This is a genomic window from Mitsuaria sp. GD03876, from assembly GCF_029840635.1.
GTDB lineage: Bacteria > Pseudomonadota > Gammaproteobacteria > Burkholderiales > Burkholderiaceae_C > Roseateles.
In genome coordinates, this window is sequence record NZ_JAOCCU010000016.1 from 39,388 (window position 1) to 58,843 (window position 19,456).

18 protein-coding genes are annotated in these 19,456 nt (G+C 69.8%); 8 read left to right on the top strand and 10 right to left on the bottom strand.

The window, feature by feature from the left end; all coding sequences use genetic code 11:
* Nucleotides 1–25: 25 nt before the first annotated feature.
* Complete coding sequence (locus tag N5D62_RS12135) at nucleotides 26–2,461, bottom strand: UvrD-helicase domain-containing protein (RefSeq protein ID WP_279758072.1); 2,436 nt, start codon at nucleotides 2,459–2,461, stop codon at nucleotides 26–28.
* Between the two features lie 72 nt (nucleotides 2,462–2,533).
* Between N5D62_RS12135 and N5D62_RS12140 the strand changes: the two genes are divergently transcribed.
* Nucleotides 2,534–2,980, top strand: coding sequence for a YchJ family metal-binding protein (locus N5D62_RS12140; RefSeq protein ID WP_279758073.1), 447 nt, complete (start codon nucleotides 2,534–2,536; stop codon nucleotides 2,978–2,980).
* Between the two features lie 372 nt (nucleotides 2,981–3,352).
* On the top strand, nucleotides 3,353–4,003 hold the full coding sequence (locus tag N5D62_RS12145; protein WP_279758074.1) for a pseudouridine synthase: 651 nt from the start codon (nucleotides 3,353–3,355) through the stop codon (nucleotides 4,001–4,003).
* Nucleotides 4,004–4,072: 69 nt separating this feature from the next.
* Here the strand turns inward: N5D62_RS12145 and N5D62_RS12150 are convergent, their stop codons facing one another.
* Together N5D62_RS12150 and N5D62_RS12155 are read right to left on the bottom strand one after the other, a co-directional pair.
* Complete coding sequence (locus tag N5D62_RS12150) at nucleotides 4,073–5,155, bottom strand: exo-alpha-sialidase (protein WP_279758075.1); 1,083 nt, start codon at nucleotides 5,153–5,155, stop codon at nucleotides 4,073–4,075.
* Nucleotides 5,156–5,252: 97 nt separating this feature from the next.
* Nucleotides 5,253–5,522: a MoaD/ThiS family protein gene (locus N5D62_RS12155; protein ID WP_279758076.1), complete on the bottom strand. Its 270-nt coding sequence runs from the start codon at nucleotides 5,520–5,522 to the stop codon at nucleotides 5,253–5,255.
* A 211-nt stretch (nucleotides 5,523–5,733) separates the two neighbouring features.
* Here N5D62_RS12155 and rarD point away from each other — a divergent pair, with 211 nt between their 5' ends.
* Nucleotides 5,734–6,588, top strand: coding sequence for an EamA family transporter RarD (rarD, locus tag N5D62_RS12160; protein ID WP_279758159.1), 855 nt, complete (start codon nucleotides 5,734–5,736; stop codon nucleotides 6,586–6,588).
* A gap of 51 nt (nucleotides 6,589–6,639) precedes the next feature.
* Here the strand turns inward: rarD and ahpF are convergent, their stop codons facing one another.
* The 3 genes from ahpF to lysA all read right to left on the bottom strand — a co-directional run bounded on the left by ahpF (nucleotide 6,640) and on the right by lysA (nucleotide 10,397).
* The gene (gene ahpF / locus N5D62_RS12165) at nucleotides 6,640–8,193 is read right to left on the bottom strand and encodes an alkyl hydroperoxide reductase subunit F (RefSeq protein WP_279758077.1); all 1,554 of its coding nucleotides are present in this window, start codon (nucleotides 8,191–8,193) and stop codon (nucleotides 6,640–6,642) included.
* Nucleotides 8,194–8,404: 211 nt separating this feature from the next.
* On the bottom strand, nucleotides 8,405–8,968 hold the full coding sequence (ahpC, locus tag N5D62_RS12170; protein WP_091725431.1) for an alkyl hydroperoxide reductase subunit C: 564 nt from the start codon (nucleotides 8,966–8,968) through the stop codon (nucleotides 8,405–8,407).
* Between the two features lie 166 nt (nucleotides 8,969–9,134).
* Nucleotides 9,135–10,397: a diaminopimelate decarboxylase gene (gene lysA / locus N5D62_RS12175; RefSeq protein ID WP_279758078.1), complete on the bottom strand. Its 1,263-nt coding sequence runs from the start codon at nucleotides 10,395–10,397 to the stop codon at nucleotides 9,135–9,137.
* Nucleotides 10,398–10,519: 122 nt separating this feature from the next.
* Here lysA and N5D62_RS12180 point away from each other — a divergent pair, with 122 nt between their 5' ends.
* Nucleotides 10,520–11,416: a LysR family transcriptional regulator gene (locus N5D62_RS12180; RefSeq protein ID WP_279758079.1), complete on the top strand. Its 897-nt coding sequence runs from the start codon at nucleotides 10,520–10,522 to the stop codon at nucleotides 11,414–11,416.
* Here N5D62_RS12180 and dxs read toward each other — a convergent pair.
* From dxs to xseB, 3 genes are read right to left on the bottom strand one after another with little or no spacing between them, the layout of a single operon-like run.
* Complete coding sequence (gene dxs, locus N5D62_RS12185; protein WP_279758080.1) at nucleotides 11,403–13,352, bottom strand: 1-deoxy-D-xylulose-5-phosphate synthase; 1,950 nt, start codon at nucleotides 13,350–13,352, stop codon at nucleotides 11,403–11,405. The two genes, N5D62_RS12180 and dxs, sit on opposite strands and share 14 nt — an antisense overlap.
* A gap of 30 nt (nucleotides 13,353–13,382) precedes the next feature.
* Nucleotides 13,383–14,270 (bottom strand): farnesyl diphosphate synthase, encoded by an 888-nt coding sequence (locus N5D62_RS12190; RefSeq protein ID WP_279758081.1) that lies wholly within the window; start codon nucleotides 14,268–14,270, stop codon nucleotides 13,383–13,385.
* The gene (xseB, locus tag N5D62_RS12195; protein ID WP_279758082.1) at nucleotides 14,271–14,531 is read right to left on the bottom strand and encodes an exodeoxyribonuclease VII small subunit; all 261 of its coding nucleotides are present in this window, start codon (nucleotides 14,529–14,531) and stop codon (nucleotides 14,271–14,273) included. It lies immediately after the preceding gene.
* Nucleotides 14,532–14,927: 396 nt separating this feature from the next.
* Here xseB and N5D62_RS12200 point away from each other — a divergent pair, with 396 nt between their 5' ends.
* The 4 genes from N5D62_RS12200 (at nucleotide 14,928) to N5D62_RS12215 (ending at nucleotide 18,560) form a co-directional block, all read left to right on the top strand.
* Complete coding sequence (locus tag N5D62_RS12200; RefSeq protein WP_279758083.1) at nucleotides 14,928–16,046, top strand: aromatic ring-hydroxylating dioxygenase subunit alpha; 1,119 nt, start codon at nucleotides 14,928–14,930, stop codon at nucleotides 16,044–16,046.
* A gap of 143 nt (nucleotides 16,047–16,189) precedes the next feature.
* The gene (locus N5D62_RS12205; RefSeq protein ID WP_279758084.1) at nucleotides 16,190–17,086 is read left to right on the top strand and encodes a DMT family transporter; all 897 of its coding nucleotides are present in this window, start codon (nucleotides 16,190–16,192) and stop codon (nucleotides 17,084–17,086) included.
* On the top strand, nucleotides 17,083–17,961 hold the full coding sequence (locus N5D62_RS12210; protein ID WP_279758085.1) for a sulfurtransferase: 879 nt from the start codon (nucleotides 17,083–17,085) through the stop codon (nucleotides 17,959–17,961). The genes N5D62_RS12205 and N5D62_RS12210 overlap by 4 nt, the downstream gene beginning before the upstream one ends.
* Before the next feature lie 146 nt (nucleotides 17,962–18,107).
* Nucleotides 18,108–18,560, top strand: coding sequence for a universal stress protein (locus N5D62_RS12215; RefSeq protein ID WP_279758086.1), 453 nt, complete (start codon nucleotides 18,108–18,110; stop codon nucleotides 18,558–18,560).
* A gap of 30 nt (nucleotides 18,561–18,590) precedes the next feature.
* Here N5D62_RS12215 and N5D62_RS12220 read toward each other — a convergent pair whose 3' ends face one another.
* Complete coding sequence (locus N5D62_RS12220) at nucleotides 18,591–19,367, bottom strand: ZIP family metal transporter (RefSeq protein ID WP_279758087.1); 777 nt, start codon at nucleotides 19,365–19,367, stop codon at nucleotides 18,591–18,593.
* Nucleotides 19,368–19,456: the final 89 nt, after the last annotated feature.

The window sequence follows — 19,456 nt, forward strand, 5'->3', positions numbered from 1 at the left end:
GCCGAGGCTGCCGGAGCGGATGGTGTCAGTCGATCGGCGTCAGCTTCGCCACGCTCAGCGCCAGCCACTTCGTGCCATGCCGGCCGAAGTTCACCTGCGCCCGCGCGTCGGGGCCGCTGCCCTCCAGCGTCAGCAGCACGCCCTCGCCGAACTTGTTGTGGAACACGCCCTTGCCGACGCGCAGGCCGCCGTGTTCGTCGCCGGTCTTCTCGGCGGCCGACTGCTTCATCGCGCTGGGCACCGGCGCCTGCGGGAACGACGCGCCCGGGTCGACGCGGCCGGCGCCAACCATCGACTTCAGCCCCGAGCCGCGCTGCCAGGCCTGCTGGTAGTCCCGCGCGAAGCCCGAGCCGAAGCCCTGGTTGCGCGGCGTCAGCCACTTCAGCGTCTCCTCCGGGAGCTCCTCCATGAAGCGGCTCTTGATGTTGTAGCGGGTCTGGCCGTGCAGCATCCGCGTCTGGCAGAAGCTGATGTACAGCCGCTGGCGCGCGCGGGTGATCGCGACGTACATCAGCCGGCGTTCCTCCTCGAGGCCGTCCGAGTCGGACAGCGAGTTCTCGTGCGGGAACAGCCCTTCCTCCAGCCCGGTGATGAACACCGCGTCGAACTCCAGGCCCTTGGCCGAGTGCACCGTCATCAGCTGGACCGCGTCCTGCCCGGCCTGCGCCTGGTTGTCGCCGGCCTCCAGCGACGCATGCGTCAGGAAGGCCGCCAGCGGCGAGATGATCTCGCCGGTCTCCGCGTCGGGCGTCGCCGGCGCCGCCGGCGCCACCGCCGCGGGCAGCCCGTCGGCGATCGCGCCGGGCGAGTGCTCGTCCACCGGCAGCGCCACCGCGTCCTTGCCGAAACCCTCCTGCGTCACGAAGGCCTCGGCCGCGTTGACCAGTTCGCCCAGGTTCTCCAGCCGCTCCTCGCCTTCCTTCTCGGCGCGATAGAAATCGGCCAGGCCGGAATGCTCGATGACGTGCTCGATGATCTCGCGCAGCGTCAGGCCGGCGGTGGCCTCGCGCATCGCGTCCACGAGGCCGACGAAGCCGGCCAGGCTCGCGCCGCCGCGGCCGCCGACCGCGCCGATGCTCTGCACCAGCGAGCGCCCGCTGGGGCGCGCCGCGTCCTGCAGCTGCTCGATCGTGCGAGCGCCGATGCCGCGCGCCGGGAAGTTCACGACGCGCAGGAAGCTGGTGTCGTCGTTGGGGTTCTCCAGCAGGCGCAGGTAGGCCAGCGCGTGCTTGACCTCGGCGCGCTCGAAGAAGCGCAGCCCGCCATAGACCCGGTACGGGATGCCGGCGTTGAACAGCGCCGACTCGATGACCCGCGACTGCGCGTTGCTGCGGTAGAGCACCGCGATCTCGCTGCGCGGCAGGCCCTGGCGATGCAGCGCCTGCGCCTCCTCGAGCAGCCACTGCGCCTCGGCGAAGTCGCTGCTGGATTCGTAGACCCGCACCGGCTCGCCGGGACCGGCCTCGGTGCGCAGGTTCTTGCCCAGGCGCCGGCTGTTGTTGCTGATCAGCGCGTTCGCGGCATCCAGGATGTTGCCGAAGCTGCGGTAGTTCTGCTCCAGCTTGACGACCTGGCGGACGCGGTACTCGCGCTCGAAGTCGGCCATGTTGCCCACGCGCGCGCCGCGGAAGGCGTAGATGCTCTGGTCGTCGTCGCCGACGGCGAACACGCCCTGCCCGCGTCCCGGCGGCGCGAACATCTTCAGCCAGGCGTACTGCAGCTTGTTGGTGTCCTGGAACTCGTCGACGAGGACGTACTGGAAGCGGCGCTGGTAATGCTCGCGCACCTGCGCGTTGTCGCGCATCAGCTCGTAGGAGCGCAGCATCAGCTCGGCGAAGTCGACCACGCCCTCGCGGGTGCACTGGTCCTCGTAGGCCTGGTAGATGTCGACCAGCTTGCGGGTCTGCTCGTCGCGCAGGTCGATGTCCTTGGGACGCAGCCCGTCCTCCTTCGCGCCGGCGATGAACCACGAGACCTGCTTCGGGACGAACCGTTCCTCGTCCAGGTTCATCGCCTTGATCACGCGCTTGACCGCGGAGACCGTGTCGCCCGCGTCCAGGATCTGGAAACCTTGCGGCAAGCCGGCGAGCTTCCAGTGCGCCCGCAGGAAGCGGTTGCACAGCCCGTGGAAGGTGCCGATCCACATGCCGCGCACGTTCACCGGCAGCATCGCGGACAGGCGGGTCACCATCTCCTTGGCCGCCTTGTTGGTGAAGGTCACGGCCATCACGCCGGCCGGCGTCACCAGGCCCTGGCTCATCAGCCAGGCGATGCGGGTGGTCAGCACCCGCGTCTTGCCGGAACCGGCGCCGGCCAGGATCAGCGCGGGCTCCTGGCCCAGCGTGACCGCGGCGTACTGCTCGGGGTTGAGGTTGTCCAGCAGCCCGCGCGGCGCGCGGGGCGTGAACAGGTCGTCCTGCGGCGGGGTCGGGCGCTGGTCGCCGAAATCCTGGGAATTCATCCAGCCATTCTAGGGAAGTTCCGCGTCGGGCCCGTGATGGCGGGGCCGCCGTTTTGGCATGATGCCGACCCCATGAAACCTGAAAAGACCAAGACCGCGCCGCGCAGCGCGGCCGTCGCCGGGACACCCGCCTCGCCCTGCCCCTGCGGCAGCGGCCAGGCCTACGACCACTGCTGCGGCGCGCTGCACCGCGCCTTCGCCGAGACCGGCGCGCTCGCCGCGCCGGACGCGCAGGCGCTGATGCGCTCGCGCTACGCAGCCTACACGCTGGACCTGGTGCCCTACCTGCTGGCGACCTGGCATCCGAGCACCCGGCCCGCGGCGCTGGAGCGCGGCGAGCCCGACCTGCGCTGGCTCGGCCTGGAAGTGCGCCGGCATGTGCGCCAGGACGCGGACCATGAGACCGTCGAGTTCGTCGCCCGCAGCAAGTCCGGCGGCCGCGCCCACCGGATGCACGAGCTCAGCCGGTTCGTCCGGGAGAACGGCGCGTGGCTGTACGTGGACGGGGAACTGGGCTGACCAGCCGCACGCCGGGCGTGCGTCCGAGCACCGCGCCCAGCGCCGTCGACACCCGCCCCAGCCACGAGACCAGGGCGGACCGATGACCGATGTGAAACTCCTGAGGCATGACGAACTCCTGGCTGACTGCGGCTGCTGATCCCGGATGCCTGCTGCGATGATCGGCAGGCGGCATGACAGGATTTTGGCGAAGCGGCCTGTTGTCGTCCGCTCCCCCCAAACGGGGAAAAGAGGGCAAAAACCGCACCAGGCGTGCGTTGGCCGTCCCTTGCAGCGATGACATCCCCGATCTCCCCCTCCCCGTCCCCCTCCGATTCCGAGCCGGCGCTCCGGGCGCCGTTGCGGATCCTCCATCTGGACGAGCACCTCGCGGTGATCGACAAACCCGCCGGGCTGCTCGTGCATCGCAGCGCGATCGACGCGCACGAGGACGACGCCGCGCTGCAGCGGCTGCGCGACCAACTCGGCCGCCCCGTCTGGCCGGCGCATCGCCTGGACCGAGGCACCTCCGGCGTGTTGGTCTTCGCGCTGGACGCGGCGGTCGCCAGCCTGCTCGGGCAGGCGCTCGCCGAGCGCCTCACCCGCAAGCGCTACCTCGCGCTGGTGCGCGGATGGCCGGCCGCCGAGGCCGGCGTCGTCGACCACCCGCTGGCGCGCGACCCGGAGTTGCCCTCGGCCGGGCAGCCGCACCTGGAGGCGCAGACCGGCTGGTCCTGCCTGCGGCGGCTGGAGCTGCCGGTCACGACCGATCCGCGCTTCGCGACGACGCGGCTGTCGCTGCTCGCCTGCGAGCCGGTGCAGGGCCGGCGCCATCAGATTCGTCGCCACCTGAAGCACGTGGCCCATCCGATCGTCGGGGACGCGAATCACGGCAAGGGCCCGCTGAACCGCGCGCTCGCGGCTCATCTCGGCCTGCAACGGCTGTGGCTGCATGCGCAGCGGATGACGCTGACGCATCCGGTCAGCGGGCAGACGCTGGAGCTTGAGGCCCCTCTGGGGCCGGAGTGGGCACCCTTCCTCTGAGCGGCATCGCCCGCGGATTCGCCCGGTCCCGTCGAACGGGGGAACGCGTCGGCCCGGCGTCAGCGACGCTCAGTTGAAGCGCAGCGCGTAGATCGGCGGCAGGTGCCCCGACACCAGTTGCCAGCGATCGCCGGCGTCGTCGCTGGACCAGAGGTTCCCGGTGGTGCTGCCCATCAGCAGGCGACGGCCGTCGTCATGGACGACCAGCCCATGGCGATAGACCAGGTCATAGCAATGCGCCTGCGGCAGGCCCGCGCGCAGCGTCTCGAAGGTCTTGCCGCCGTCGCGGGTGCGGTTCACCACGAGCGCGGCGTCGACCGGCAGGCGCTTCTCGTCCTTCACGCCCGGCACGAACCACGCGGTGCCGGGATCGCCGGCGTGCGCGGCCACCGCGAAGCCGAAGCCCGACAGCGGCGGCTTGATCTCCGACCAGTTCGCGCCGCCGTCGACCGATCGCCAGACGCCGTTGTGGTGCTGGCACCAGAGCACGTCCGGATCGGCCGCGCTGGCGACGATGCGGTGCGGGTCCTGTGTGTTCTCCTCGCCCTGCTGCTCCGGCGGCATGAAGTCGGCGCGCATGCCCTTGGCGCTGATGCGCCAGTTCGCGCCGCCATCCTCGCTGCGCCAGGCGCCGCCGCAGGAGATGCCCAGCAGCACGCGCTTCGGATCGCGCGGGTCGATGTTGATCGAGTGGATGCCCGGCGCGTCGTAGCCGCCGCCGAACCAGCCCAGCCGCTCCGGCTTGCGCCACAGCGTGTCGACCAGCGTCCAGGTCTCGCCATGGTTCTCGCTGACGAACAGCCCGCCGGGGATCGTTCCCGCCCAGAGCCGCCCGTCGCCGCCGCGCTCCAGCGCCCAGACCTGCTGCAGTTTCCAGGGCGGCCCCTCGGCGCCCTCGGGCTGCTCGGGGAAGGCCGGCGGCGCGAGTTCCCGCCAGCTCGCCCCGCCGTCGTCGGAGGCCTGCAGCTTGACGCCGAAATGACCCAGGTTCAGCGCCGCGAACATCCGCCCGCCGCCGGCCGGCGCGGGCAACACCATGCTGACGGGATCCCCCACGAAGCTGTGGCGGCCGATCGACCAACCGCCCTGCGCGGGATCGTGCCGAAGTTCGAACAAGCCCTTGCGGGTCGCGGCCCAGGCGGTGGTGATCATCGAGGTCTCCTTGTGGGAACTGGATCTGACACGACGCGCGGGCAGGCCGGGTTTCGACAGGCCGACGCGGGGTTCCGACGCTGGCGGGGCCCGCCGACTACCCGCCCGAGAGCGCCTGCAGCACGTAGACCTTGGACTGCGACGTCAGCGGATCGCTGAGCAGGCTGCGGTCGCGCGCGCGGTGGCCGTCGATGAACACGGCCACGTGCGTGCGCAGGTGCCCCTGGTCATCGAGGATGTAGCCGCGCAGACGGGGGTTGCGGTCGAAGGCGAGCGTCAACGCCTCCCCCAAGGTGCGGGCATCGCAGTCGAGCTTGGGGGTGTCGACGAAGCGATGCAGCTGCGAGGTGAATTCGACGTAGGCCATGGGGCGGCATCCTGCGCCAGCGATCGCCCGCTGAAAAGAGGGGTCGCCCGGTCGCCTGTCCCCCTTCGCCGGAGGTCCTGGGCAGAATCGCGCACCCTCGCCCCGACCGCCCATGACCAACGACACCCGCACCGCCCCGTCCGCTCCTGCCTCCGCGTCCGCCGCGCCGGCCTCCACGCCGGCCAACGCCGCCGACCACGCCCGCACCGGGATGCTCTACGCCGCGCTGGCCTACATCGCCTGGGGCCTGTTCCCGCTGTACTTCAAGCGGCTGGGCGGGGTCGACGCGCTCGAGGTGATCGCGCACCGGACGCTGTGGTCGATGGTCTTCGTCGCGCTGCTGCTGACCGGGCTGCGCCGATGGGCCTGGCTCGGCCCGGTGTTGCGCTCGCCCAAGCTGCTGGCCACCTGCGCGATGTCGGCGCTGCTGCTGTCGACCAACTGGCTGGTCTACGTCTGGGCGGTGCAGCACGGCCATGTGGTCGAGGCCAGCCTGGGCTACTTCATCAATCCGCTGGTCAACGTGATGCTGGGGTTCGTGTTCCTGCGCGAGCGGCTGCGGCCGGTGCAATGGCTGGCCATCGGGCTGGCCGCCGCGGGCGTGCTCTGGCTGACGGTCACCGCGGGACGGCTGCCGTGGATCGCGCTGGTGCTGGCGCTGAGCTTCGGCATCTACGGCCTGATGCGCAAGACGGCGCACCTGGGCGCGCTGGAGGGGCTGTCGCTGGAGACGCTGATCCTGTCGCCGTTCGCCGCCGCCGCGCTGTTCTGGTGGACCCGCGAGGGCAGCAGCGCGCTGGCCACCGGCGACGCCGGCCAGATCGCCTGGCTGCTGCTGGCCGGCCCGCTGACGGCGGTGCCGCTGCTGCTGTTCGCCGCCGGCGCGCGGCGGATCACGCTGACGACGCTGGGGCTCGTCCAATACCTGTCGCCGACGATCCAGTTCCTGCTCGGCGTCTGGCTGTACCACGAGCCGCTGGCCGGCGCGCGGCTGGTCGGCTTCGCGCTGATCTGGTCGGCGCTGGCGGTGTACAGCGCGGAGAGCCTCTGGCGCAGCCGACGTTGAAACGACAACGCCCCTGTCGGGGCGTTGTCTCGGGCCGGGCGCTGAGGCCCGTCAGTTCCGGATCAGGTGGTCGAACGCGCTGAGCGCCGCCTTCGCGCCGTCGCCGGCCGCGATGATGATCTGCTTGAACGGCACCGTCGTCGCGTCCCCCGCGGCGAACACGCCCGGCACCGAGGTCTGGCCGCGGGCGTCGACGATGATCTCGCCGTGCTTGGACAGCTCCACCGTGCCGCGCAGCCACTCGGTGTTGGGCACCAGGCCGATCTGCACGAAGCACCCCTCGACCTCGACACGCTTGGCTTCGCCGGTCGCGCGGTCCACGTAGTTCAGCCCGTCAAGCTTGCCGCCCGTGCCGGTGAACTCGGTCGTCTGCGCCTGCTTCAGGATCACGACGTTGGGCAGGCTCTCGAGCTTCTTCACCAGCACCGCGTCGGCGCGCAGCTGGTCGCCGAACTCCAGCAGCGTCACGTGCGCCACGATGCCGGCCAGGTCGATCGCCGCCTCGACGCCGGAGTTGCCACCGCCGATCACCGCCACGCGCTTGCCCTTGAACAGCGGGCCGTCGCAGTGCGGGCAGTAGGCCACGCCCTTGTTCTTGTATTCCTGCTCGCCCGGCACGTTGACGTTCCTCCAGCGCGCGCCGGTGGAGATGATCACCGTCTTGCTCTTGAGCGAGCCGCCGTTGGCCAGCTGCAGCTCGACCAGGCCGCCCGGCGTGGCGGCCGGGACCAGCTTGTCGGCGCGCTGCAGGTTCATGACGTCGACGCCGTAATCCTTGACGTGCGATTCCAGCGCCATCGAGAACTTCGGGCCGTCGGTCGACAGCACCGAGATGTAGTTCTCGATCGCCAGCGTGTCGTTGACCTGGCCGCCGAAGCGCTCGGCGGCGATGCCGGTGCGGATGCCCTTGCGGGCCGCGTAGACCGCAGCCGCCGCGCCGGCCGGGCCGCCGCCGACGATCAGTACGTCGTACGGGTCCTTGGCCGACAGCTTGGCCGCGTCCTTGGCCGCCGCGTTGGTGTCCAGCTTCGCGGCGATCTCCTCGACCGTCATCCGGCCCGAGCCGAATTCCTGGCCGTTCAGGTAGATCGTCGGGACGGCCATGATCTCGCGGGCATTGACCTCGTCCTGGAACAGCGCGCCGTCCACGACCACCGTCTTGACGCGCGGATTCAGCACCGACATCAGCGACAGCGCCTGCACCACGTCCGGGCAGTTGTGGCAGGTCAGGGACATGTACACCTCGAAGAGGTAGTCGCCGTCCAGGCCGCGGATCTGGTCGATGGTGGCCTGCTCCACCTTCGGGGGATGGCCGCCGGTCCACAGCAGCGCCAGCACCAGCGAGGTGAACTCATGGCCCAGCGGGATCGCGGCGAAGCGCAGGCTCTGGTCGGTGCCGGTGCGCTTGAGGCTGAACGACGGCTTGCGCGCGTCGTTGCCGTCCAGCTTCAGGGTGATCTTGTCGGACATCGCGGCGATGTCGCGCAGGAGCTGCTGGAGCTCCTTGGAGCTCTCGGAGTCGCTCAGGGAGGCTTCGATTTCGAACGGCAGCGTGACCCGCTCCAGGTAGGCCTTGAGCTGCGCCTTCAGGTTGTCGTCCAACATCGTTGCTTCCTTTCAGTTTTCTTCAAGCGACTTCGAGAACCGGCCTCCCTGTCCAAGTGAAGGGGCGGCCGAGCGCCTGCTCGCGGACCGGCGAGGTCCACGGGCGGCGTCTTTGCAGGGTGGGGGAGAGGAACGTCCTCATCCGGATCACCGGTCGGGGGGAAGGCGGATCCGTTGCGGATCGCCTTCGGCCCCCTTCGGGGCGAGATCCTTAGATCTTGCCGACCAGGTCCAGCGACGGGGCGATGGTCTTGTCGCCTTCGTTCCACTTGGCCGGGCAGACCTGGCCGGGGTTCTTGGCGACGTACTGGGCAGCCTTGAGCTTGCGCAGAGTTTCCTTGACGTCACGCGCGATGGCGTTGTCGTGCACTTCCAGGGTCTTGATGACGCCTTCCGGGTTGATCACGAAGGTGCCGCGCAGCGCCAGGCCTTCTTCCGGGATGTGCACGCCGAAGGCGTTGGTCAGCGCGTGGGTCGGGTCGCCGACCAGCGGGAACTTGGCCTTGCCGACGGCCGGCGAGGTCTCGTGCCACACCTTGTGCGAGAAGTGCGTGTCGGTGGTGACGATGTAGACCTCGGCGCCCAGCTTCTGGAATTCGCCGTAGTTGTCGGCGGCATCCTCGACTTCGGTCGGGCAGTTGAAGGTGAAGGCGGCCGGCATGAAGATCAGCACGGACCACTTGCCCTTGAGCGACTCTTCGGTGACCTCGATGAACTTGCCGTTGTGGAAAGCTTGGGCCTTGAAGGGTTGGACTTGGGTGTTGATCAGGGACATTTGCTTCGTCTCTCGGGGTCAGGGTTGATGGGATGGACGGAATGATAGGCGGCGAAGGCTATCGGCGGAGTTGAATTCCCCAATGCGGCCTATTGCCATTTCCTATTGAGCCAAACTATCAAGAAACGATTGTGCGATAGCAAAACGTCATATCCCTGTCGCAGGCTCAACAGGCTTCCAGTGCCAGCAGTTCCTCGACCGTCTGGCGCCGGCGGATCAGGCGGTCCGAGCCGCCGTCGACGAGCACCTCGGCGATCAGCGGCCGGCTGTTGTAGTTGCTGGACATCGACGCGCCGTAGGCCCCGGTGTCGTGGATGACCAGCAGGTCGCCGACCTGGGCTTGCGGCAATTCGCGCGCCAGCACGACGCCCCCCTCCGCCTGGGTGAAGACATCCCCCGACTCGCACAGCGGGCCCGCCACGACGGTCTCCCTCGTCGGCCGGGACTGCCCGTCCGCCGGGATCAGGCTCATCGCGTGGTAGCTGCCGTACATGGCCGGCCGCATCAGCTCGTTGAAACCGGCGTCGACGAGCAGGAAATGCTGTCGGCCTTGCGCCTTCACCGCCCGCACCTCGGCCAGCAGCACGCCGGATTCGGCGACCAGGTAACGCCCCGGCTCCAGTTCCAGCGCCAGCGGATGCCCGACGACGCCTTCCGCCTCCTTGCGGGCGGCATCCCACAGGCTGAAGTAATGCGCGGTGTCGATGTGCTCGCCGCCCTCCTGGTAGGGAATCGACAGCCCCCCGCCGGCGGAGATCGCCTGCAGGTCCATCCCCCGCGCCCGGACCGTGCGCACCAGCTCGACCATCGCGCCGCTGACGCGCGCGAGGTGGCCGTAGTCGACGCCCGAGCCGATGTGCATGTGCAGCCCGATCAGCGTCAGGCCTCGGCGGGCGATGACCGCCAGCGCGTCGCCCAGTTGCTCGTGCCAGATGCCGTGCTTGCTGTGCTCGCCGCCGGTGTTGGTCTTGTTGCTGTGGCCGTGGCCGAAGCCCGGATTCAGGCGCAGCCACACCGGATGGCCGGGCGACGCGTCGCCCAGTTGCTCGAGCATGTCGATGGAGCCCGCGTTGACCGGCACGCGGTGTTCGACGACCGTCTTGAGCGTCTCCCGGTCCAGCAGGTCGGCGGTGAAGACGATGCCCGAATGCACCGCGTCCGCGCCGGTGCCGACGGTGTAGCCGGCGGCCAGCGCGCGCAGCACCTCGCCGCGGGAGACGGCGTCGACCTTCACCCCTTGCTCGCGCATCAGCCGCAGGATGTGGGTGTTCGAGCAGGCCTTCTGCGCGAAGCGGACCGTGTCGAAGCCGCGCAGCGCCGCGATGCGCTCCCGGACGACGGCGGCGTCATAGACCCACAGCGGGCTGCCGTACCGGGCGGCGAGCGCCTGCAGCTGCTGGGCGCGGACGGGGGTGAGGGCTTGCGGCATGTCAGGAATCCTTCAGGGAGCGTGCTGGAACTTCCCCGAGCATCGCTGGCGGCCGTCATTCAATCAAATGCTTTGTTTTGCCAACCGAATTCATCATTGATATGCCCTGATATGCTGAACCGATGCCTTTACCGATCACGCATCGCCACATCGAGGTCTTCCGCGCCGTCATGACCGCCGGCAGCGTCACCGGCGCCGCGCAACTCCTGTTCACCTCGCAGCCGACGGTGAGCCGCGAGTTGGCGCGCATGGAGACGCTGCTGGGCTACACGCTGTTCGACCGCGCCCCGGGCCGCCTGCGACCGACGGCCCGCGCGCTGGCGCTGTTCGACGAAGTCCAGCGCGCCTACCAGGGGCTGGACCAGGTGGTCGCCCGCGCGCAGGCGCTGGGCCGGGCCGAGGACGAAGGGCTGCGCGTGCTGACCTTGCCCGCGCTGGCCCACGCGCTGCTGCCGGCGGCGAGCGCCGATTGGCTCGGCCGGCATCCGCAGGCGCAACTGACGCTCACGCCGCAGGAATCGCCGCTCCTGGAGGAATGGATGGCGGCGCAGCGTTTCGACCTGGGCTTGAGCGAGGTCAGCGCCACCGTGCCGGGCACTCGCAGCGAGACGCTGGCCGAGCTCGACGAGGTCTGCGTGCTGCCCGCGGGGCATCGGCTGCTCGACCGCGCGGTGCTCACGCCGGCCGATTTCGAAGGGGAACGCTTCGTGAGCCTGTCCGCCGAGGACCCCTATCGGCGGCAGTTCGACGCGATCTTCGGCGCCGCCGGCGTCCAGCGGCGGCTGCAGCTGGAGACGCACAGCGCGATCGCCGTCTGCGCGCTGGTTCAGGAGAACCTGGGGATCGCGCTCGTGAATCCGCTGACCGCGCGCGCCTGCGCGGGTCCCGGATTGCATGTGCGGCCGTTCTCGGTGTCGGTGCCGTTCCGCATCCAGGCGCTGTGGCCGTCCCATCGGCCCGCGCATGCGCTGAGCCAGGACTTCATCGACGCGGTGAAGCGGGCGATCAGGCGACCTTGATCGCCACCGGCGCGGCCGCCGGCGCGAGGAAGCGCTCGCGGATCGAGCGCTCGATGCCCGCGGCGTCCAGCCCGCACTGGGCCATCAGCTTGCCGGGTTCGCCGTGCTCGACGTATTCGTCGGGCAGGCCCAGCTGCAGCACCGGCAGCGCCAGGCCGTGGGCCTGCAGTGCTTCCATCACCGCGCTGCCCGCGCCGCCCATCACGCAACCGTCCTCGACGGTCACCAGCGCGTCGTGCGTGCGGGCCAGTTCCTTCACCAGCTCGACGTCCAGCGGCTTCACGAAGCGCATGTTGGCGACGCTCGCATCCAACGCCTCGGCCGCCTTCAGCGCCGGATACAGCAGCGTGCCGAAGGCCAACACCGCGATGCGCGGCGCGCCGCGGCCGTTGGCCTGCGGCAGCGACGAGCTGCGGCGCATCTCGCCCTGGCCCCAGGGCAGCGCGACCATGTCCTTCTGGATCTCCGCGCCGACGCCGGCGCCGCGCGGATAACGGACCGTCACCGGGCCGTCGTGCAGGTGACCGGTGTACAGCGCGCGGCGGCACTCGTTCTCGTCCGACGGCGTGATCACGCTCATGTTCGGAATGCAACGGGTGAACGCGATGTCGTAGTTGCCGGCGTGGGTCGCGCCGTCGGCGCCGACCAGGCCCGCGCGGTCCAGCGCGAACAGCACCGGCAGGTTCTGCAGCGCCACGTCGTGGACCAGCTGGTCGTACCCGCGCTGCAGGAAGGTCGAATAGATCGCGACCACCGGCCGCAGGCCCTCGCAGGCGAGGCCGCCGGCGAAGGTCACCGCGTGCTGCTCGGCGATGCCGACGTCGTAGTAGCGGGTCGGGAAGCGCTTGTGGAACTCGACCATGCCCGAGCCCTCGCGCATCGCCGGCGTGATCGCGACCAGCGTCGGATCGGCCTCGGCCATGTCGCACAGCCAGTCGCCGAAGACCTGCGTGAAGGTCTTCTTCGCCGGCGCGGTCGACGGCTTGATGCCTTCGGCCGGATTGAACGGCGTCGGGCCGTGGTACTTCACCGGGTCGGCCTCGGCCAGCTTGTAGCCCTGGCCCTTGCGGGTGACCAGGTGCAGGAACTGCGGGCCCTTCTTGTCGCGCAGGTTCTCCAGCGTGGGGATCAGCGCGTCCAGGTCGTGGCCGTCGATCGGGCCGACGTAGTTGAAGCCGAACTCCTCGAAGATCGTCCCGGGCACGAACATGCCCTTGGTGTGCTCCTCGAAGCGGCGGGCGAACTCGTACAGCGGCGTGTGCTTGAGCACCGACTTCGCGCCTTCGCGCGCGGCGGCGTAGAACTTGCCGCTCATCAGCCGGGTGAAGTACTTGTTCAGCGCGCCGACCGGCGGGCTGATCGACATGTCGTTGTCGTTGAGGATCACCAGCACGTCGCCGAGCAGGCCGCCATGCGCGACGCCGGCGTTGTTCAACGCCTCGAAGGCCATGCCGGCGGTCATCGCGCCGTCGCCGATGATCGCGACCACGCGGCGCGATTCGCCCTTGAGCTTGGCCGCCATCGCCATGCCGTGCGCGGCGGAGATGGAGGTGCTCGAGTGGGCGGTGCCGAAGGTGTCGTACTCGCTCTCGTCGCGGCGCGGGAAGCCCGAGATGCCGCCCTGCTGGCGCAGCGTGGCCATCGCGTCGCGGCGGCCGGTGAGGATCTTGTGCGGATAGGTCTGGTGGCCGACGTCCCACACCAGGCGGTCGCGCGGCGTGTCGTAGACGTAATGCAGCGCGACCGTCATCTCCACCGTGCCGAGGTTGGACGACAGGTGGCCGCCGGTCTTGGACACGCTGTTGAGGATGTGCGCGCGGAGCTCGTCGGCCAGCTGCGGCAGCTGGCCGCGCGACAGGCGGCGCAGGTCCGAGGGGCTCTCGATCGCGCCGAGCAGCGTCTGCGTCGCCGTCGGGTTCGTGGTGTTCTCGCTCATGCCGGGCCTCTTTCTCGCCGGTTCAGCCGGTCAGTTGTCGCGCTCGACGACCTTGTCAGCCAGCAGGCTGAGCCAGGCGGTGTCGGCCAGGCCGCTGGCGGCCAGAGCCTGGTGCGCCTCGTCGCGCAACCGGAGCGCGTACGCGCGGGCGGGCTCCAGGCCCAGCACGCTGACGTAGGTCGGCTTGTTGTTGTCCTGGTCCTTGCCGGCGGTCTTGCCGAGCACGTCGCTGTCCTGGGTGACATCCAGGATGTCGTCGACGACCTGGAAGGCCAGGCCGATCGCCGCGCCATAGCGGCTCAGCGAGTCCCAGGCCGCGGCCGGCAGATCGCCGCTGGCCGCGCCCATCAGCACGCTGGCCTGCAGCAGCACGCCGGTCTTGCGGCGGTGCATGTCGCGCAGCGCCTCCTCGTGCAGCGGCTTGCCGATGCTGGCCAGGTCGATCGCCTGGCCGCCGGCCATGCCGTCGTAGCCGCTGGCGCGCGCCAGCAGCCGGCACAGCCGCGCCTGCAGCGCCGGGGGCACGCCCTCGTCGGGCGTCAGCACGTCGAACGCGAGCGCCTGCATCGCGTCGCCGGCCAGCATCGCCTGCGCCTCGCCGTACTGCACGTGCAGCGTCGGCTTGCCGCGGCGCAGCACGTCGTTGTCCATGCAGGGCATGTCGTCATGCGCCAGCGAATAGGCATGGATCAGCTCCACCGCGCAGGCCGCGCGCAGCGCCGCCTCGCGCTGCCCGCCGACGGCTTCCGCCGCCGCCAGCACCAGCAGCGGCCGCAGCCGCTTGCCGGCGCCCAGCACCGCGTAACGCATCGCCTCGCCGAGACCGGCCGGCGCGTCTTCGGGCACCCAGGCTTCCAGCGCCAGCTCGACATCCTCGAGCGACTGCTTCACCCAACGTTCGAACACACCCGCATCCACTTACTCTTCTCCCCAAGCCTGCGCGCTGCCACCTTCGATGACCTGTACTTGTTGTTCGACGGCCTGGAGCCGCGCGCGGCAGTATTTGAGCAACGACGCCCCCCGCTGGTAACTGGCCAGTAACTGGTCCAGCGGCAGTTGTCCGGCCTCCATGGCCTGCACCAGACGCTCCAACTCCTCGACCGCCAGTTCATAACTGGCGGGCTCCTGCTCCTGGATCGCGGGCTGCGCCGTCTTGGCGCTGGCGGAAGGCTTGCTCATTTCAAAACGCGAAAAGGCTGATTGTAAGCACCGGCACTCGCCCGTCCCCGGTCCGACCGTCGGGGGATGTGAACCGAGCGCCACAGGCGTCAGCGGGTGTATCCATGCCAAACGACAGCGGGGTTGACAGCCGTCCCCAACCCGGAGAAGGCCGCCCGGGTACAATCACCGGTTCCCCTGCCCGTTCCGATGCCCTAAAAGGGCCCGGCGGTCACCGGGGCATCCCCCCCGGCCCGGCCTGCCGTACCTCGTACGGGCGACCGGCCGCGCGGTGGAGGCCCCTCGAGGCTCCGGCTTCGTCCGGCGTTGTTTCACTCAGTCCAACATGCCGGTCCGTCCAATCTGGGGGGCGGCCGGCGACGGTTGACATTGGTTTCTTGGAGACCCTCTTGGATCATGTCCGACCTGAGCATCCCCCTCAGTCCGCTTGAACGCAGCACGGCCCCCAGCCACCTCCAGCTGCCAGTCACCTCCTACTTCGACGAGGACCTGTTCCGCCGCGAACAGGAACTGATCTTCCAGCACGGTCCCCGCTACCTCGGCCACGCGCTGGCCGTGCCCGAGGTCGGCGACTACTACGCCCTGCCCCAGGAGGGCGAAGGCCGCGCGGTCGTGCGCGGCCCGCAAGGCCTGGAACTGATCTCCAACGTCTGCCGCCACCGCCAGGCCGTGATGCTGCGCGGGCGCGGCAACACGCGCAGCAACATCGTCTGCCCGCTGCACCGCTGGACCTACGACCTGAAGGGCGAGCTCGTCGGCGCGCCGCACTTCAAGCAGGACCCCTGCCTGCACCTGAACCGCTACAAGATCCGCGAGTGGAACGGCCTGCTGTTCGAGGACAACGGCCGCGACATCGCCGCCGACCTGGCGGGTCTGGGCCCGCGCGGCGCGCTGGACTTCAGCGGCTACCAGCTCGACAAGGTCCATGTCCACGAGTGCGACTACAACTGGAAGACCTTCATCGAGGTCTACCTCGAGGACTACCACGTCGGCCCGTTCCACCCGGGCCTGGGCCAGTTCGTCACCTGCGACGACCTGGCCTGGGAGTTCGGCCGCGACTACTCGGTGCAGACGGTCGGCGTGAACAAGGACCTGGCCAAGCCGGGCTCCGACGTCTACCGCAAGTGGCACGACCAGGTGCTGGGCTTCTCCGGCGGCGAGGCCCCGGCGCAGGGCGCGATCTGGCTGACCTACTACCCCAACATCATGGTGGAGTGGTACCCCAACGTGCTGGTCGTCTCGACGCTGTTCCCCAAGGGCCCGCAGAAGACGACCAACATCGTCGAGTTCTACTACCCGGAAGAGATCGTCGCCTTCGAGCGCGACTTCGTCGACGCCCAGCAGGCCGCCTACATGGAGACCTGCGTCGAGGACGACGAGATCGCGCTGCGCATGGACGCCGGCCGCAAGGCGCTGATGGAGCGCGGCGACAACGAGGTCGGTCCGTACCAGAGCCCGATGGAGGACGGCATGAAGCACTTCCACGAGTGGTACCGGGGCCTGATGAAGCGCTGAGCGCCCGCGCGCCGACGCGGCGCTGACACCCGCCCCACCGGGCCGTGACACCCGGTGCGCACAACGCCCCGCTCTCGCGGGGCGTTCGTTTTTGCGGATCCCCACAACGGGCGTGGCGACCCTCCGGCGCGAGAATCCGCGCCATGTCTGCACCCCTTCTGATGGTGTTGGCGACGCTGCTGTTCGCCACCATGGGCGTCTGCGTCAAGTTGGCTTCGGCCTACTACGGCGCCGGCGAGATCGTCATGTACCGCGGCCTGGTCGGCACGCTGTTCCTGTTCGCGATGACGCGGGCCAAGGGGCTGTCGCTGAAGACCAGCGTGCCGGCGATGCACTTCTGGCGCAGCCTGTCGGGCGTGATCGCGCTGTCGCTGTGGTTCTTCGCGATCAGCAAGCTGCCGCTGGCCACGGCGATGACGCTGAACTACATGTCCTCGGTCTGGATGGCGCTGTTCCTGATCGGCGGCGCGGTGCTGATGGGCGCGGCCCGGGTCGATCCGCGGCTGGTGGTCACGGTGCTGCTGGGCTTCGTCGGCGTGGGCCTGGTGCTGCAGCCGGCCATGCAGGACCAGCAGGTCTGGCACGGCCTGGCCGGCCTGGCCTCCGGGATGCTGTCGGCGATGGCCTACCTGCAGGTGACCTCGCTGGGCCGCGCGGGCGAGCCGGAGTACCGCATCGTCTTCTACTTCTCGATGGGCGGCGTGGTGGCCGGCGCGCTGACGACGATCGTCACGCAGGGCGGCTGGCATGGCCACACCTGGACCGGCGCGGCGCTGCTGCTGGCCGTCGGCGTGCTGGCGACCGCCGCGCAGCTGCTGATGACCCGCGCCTACGGCACCGGCAAGCCGCTGGTCAACGCGTCGCTGCAATACCTGGGCATCGTGTTCTCGGCGTTGTATGGTGTCCTCCTTTTCGGCGACCGGCTGAGCCTGGCCTCGTGGGGCGGCATCGTGCTGATCGTCGTCGCGGGCCTGGGGGCGACGCTGCTGCGCGCCCGCAACACGCCCAAGGACGCCCAGCACTCGGTCCAGGAATCATGAACGGCACGACTTCCTCCCCCTCGGCCTCCGACGGCCTGATCCCGGTCGAGCAACTGCGCGCGCTGATGGCGTCGGCCACGCCGCCACTGATCGTCGACGTGCGCTTCGACCTCGCCGACACCGGCGCTGGCGAACGCGCCTACGCCGCGGGCCATCTGCCCGGCGCCTTCTACCTTCACTTGGACCGCGACCTGAGCGGCCCGAAGCAGGACGCCTTCGGCGCCTTCCGCGGCCGCCATCCGCTGCCCGAGCGCGACGCCTTCGCCGCGCGGCTGGCCGCGCTGGGCATGACGCCGGGCCGGCAGGTCGTCGCCTACGACGCGGCCGACGGCATGTACGCGGCGCGCGTGTGGTGGATGCTGCGTTGGCTGGGCCACGCGGAGGTCGCGGTGCTGGACGGCGGATTCGCCGCCTGGCAGCAGGCCGGCGAGGCGGTGACCGCCGAGACGCCCACGGCCACGCCCGGTGTGTTCGAACCCGGCGCCGCGCTCGAACAGCCGTTGACCGCGCAGGAGCTGCTCGCCCAGCTCGGCAAGGTCCGCCTGATCGACGCCCGCGCCGGCGAGCGCTTCCGCGGCGAGGTCGAGCCGCTGGACACCCAGGCCGGCCACATCCCCGGCGCGACCAACCGCTTCTTCAAGACCAACCTGACGCCGGAAGGCCGCTTCAAGCCGGCGGCGCAGCTGCGCGACGAATTCGCCGAGCTGCTCGGTCCGGGCGACCCGGGCTGGACGGTGCACCAATGCGGTTCGGGCGTGACCGCCTGCCACAACCTGCTGGCGATGCACCACGCCGGGCTGCGCGGCAGCCGGCTTTACCCCGGCTCCTGGAGCGAATGGAGCGCCAATCCGCGCCACCCGCTGGCCAAGGGCTGAGGACCGCCGGCGGGCGGGCGGTCCGTATTGACAACGCGCATGGGGCGAGCACCATGGGAAGGTCAGACTGCGAAGGCAAGTCCTGACCCCGCCCGGAAGGGGGTCCGGCCCACCCAGCCCACCCGTTCGCTCGAAGGAGGCTCGCCATGTTCCAGCGCATCCTGATCCCCACCGACGGCTCCGAGATCACCGCCAAGGCGATCGATACCGCCATCAAGCTCGCCAAGTTCCACGACGCCAAGCTGTTCGCCATCAGCGTCAAGGAGCCCTTCCCCTACAGCGCCGTGTCGGAGATGCAGCCGACGCCGCCGCAGGAGTTCTTCGACGCCCAGGAGCGCATCGCGCAGGAGCGGCTCGCCCAGGTGCTCGCGCTGGCGCGCGCGCAGGGCCTGGAGATCGAGGCCCACAGCGTCGAGGCGCTGCACCCCTGGGAAGCGATCATCGAGCACGCCAAGCGCGTCAACGCCGACCTGCTGGTGATGGCCACGCACGGCCGGCGCGGGCTGCAGGCGTTGCTGCTCGGCAGCGAGACGCAGAAGGTGCTGACGCACTGCGCGTTCCCGGTGCTGGTGGTGCACGGAGAAGGCGCGCCGCAGTGAGCGGCCGGGGCGCCGGGATGGCGCCCCCGGTCAGTGGGCGTGTTTCCCGCCCACCACCAGCAGCACGAAGACGATCCCCACGCCGAGCCACAGCAGCTGCAGCGCGGTGTCCTTCCAGGGCAGCCGGCGTTGCAGCTGCGGGATCAGGTCGGCGACCGCGACGTAGACGAAGCTGCTCGACGCCGCCACCAGCAGGTAGGGGAACAACTGCTGCCACGGTCCCACGACGTAGTACCCGACCAGCCCGCCCAGCACCGCGGCCATGCCCGACACCGCATTGAAGAACAGCGCCTTGCCGCGCGAGAAGCCGGCATTCAGCAGCACGATGTAGTCGCCGACCTCCTGCGGGATCTCATGGGCGACGATCGCCATCGCGGTGACCCAGCCCAGGTGGTGATCGGCCAGGAACGCGGCGGCGATGATGATCCCGTCGCAGAAGTTGTGGATCGAATCCCCCACCAGCACCGACAACCCGCCCCGGCCGGCCTGCTCCCGGTCGAAGTGGTGATGGTGGTGATGCCCGTCCCCCTCGTGGTGGTGGGTGTGGCGGTACAACTCCGCCTTCTCGAGCAGGAAGAAGAACATCAACCCCCCCAGCAGCGCCAGGAACAGGTTGTGCGGGTCGGCGCCGCTCTCGAACGCCTCGGGCAGCACGTGCAGCAGCGCGGTCGACAGCAGCACGCCGGTGGACAGGCTCACCAGGTGCTTGACGATGCGGCTCAGCAGGCCGACCGTCAGCATCGCCGCGATGGACACCGAGGCCAGGCCGCCGGCCAGGGTCACGAGCAGGATGTAGGTCAGGGTCATGGATAAAAAAGCGCACCACGTGGGGTGCGCCGGATGGGGTTCTGAAAATTGTCTCAGAGTCGTCAAGCCCCCCTTCGCGACAGCACGAT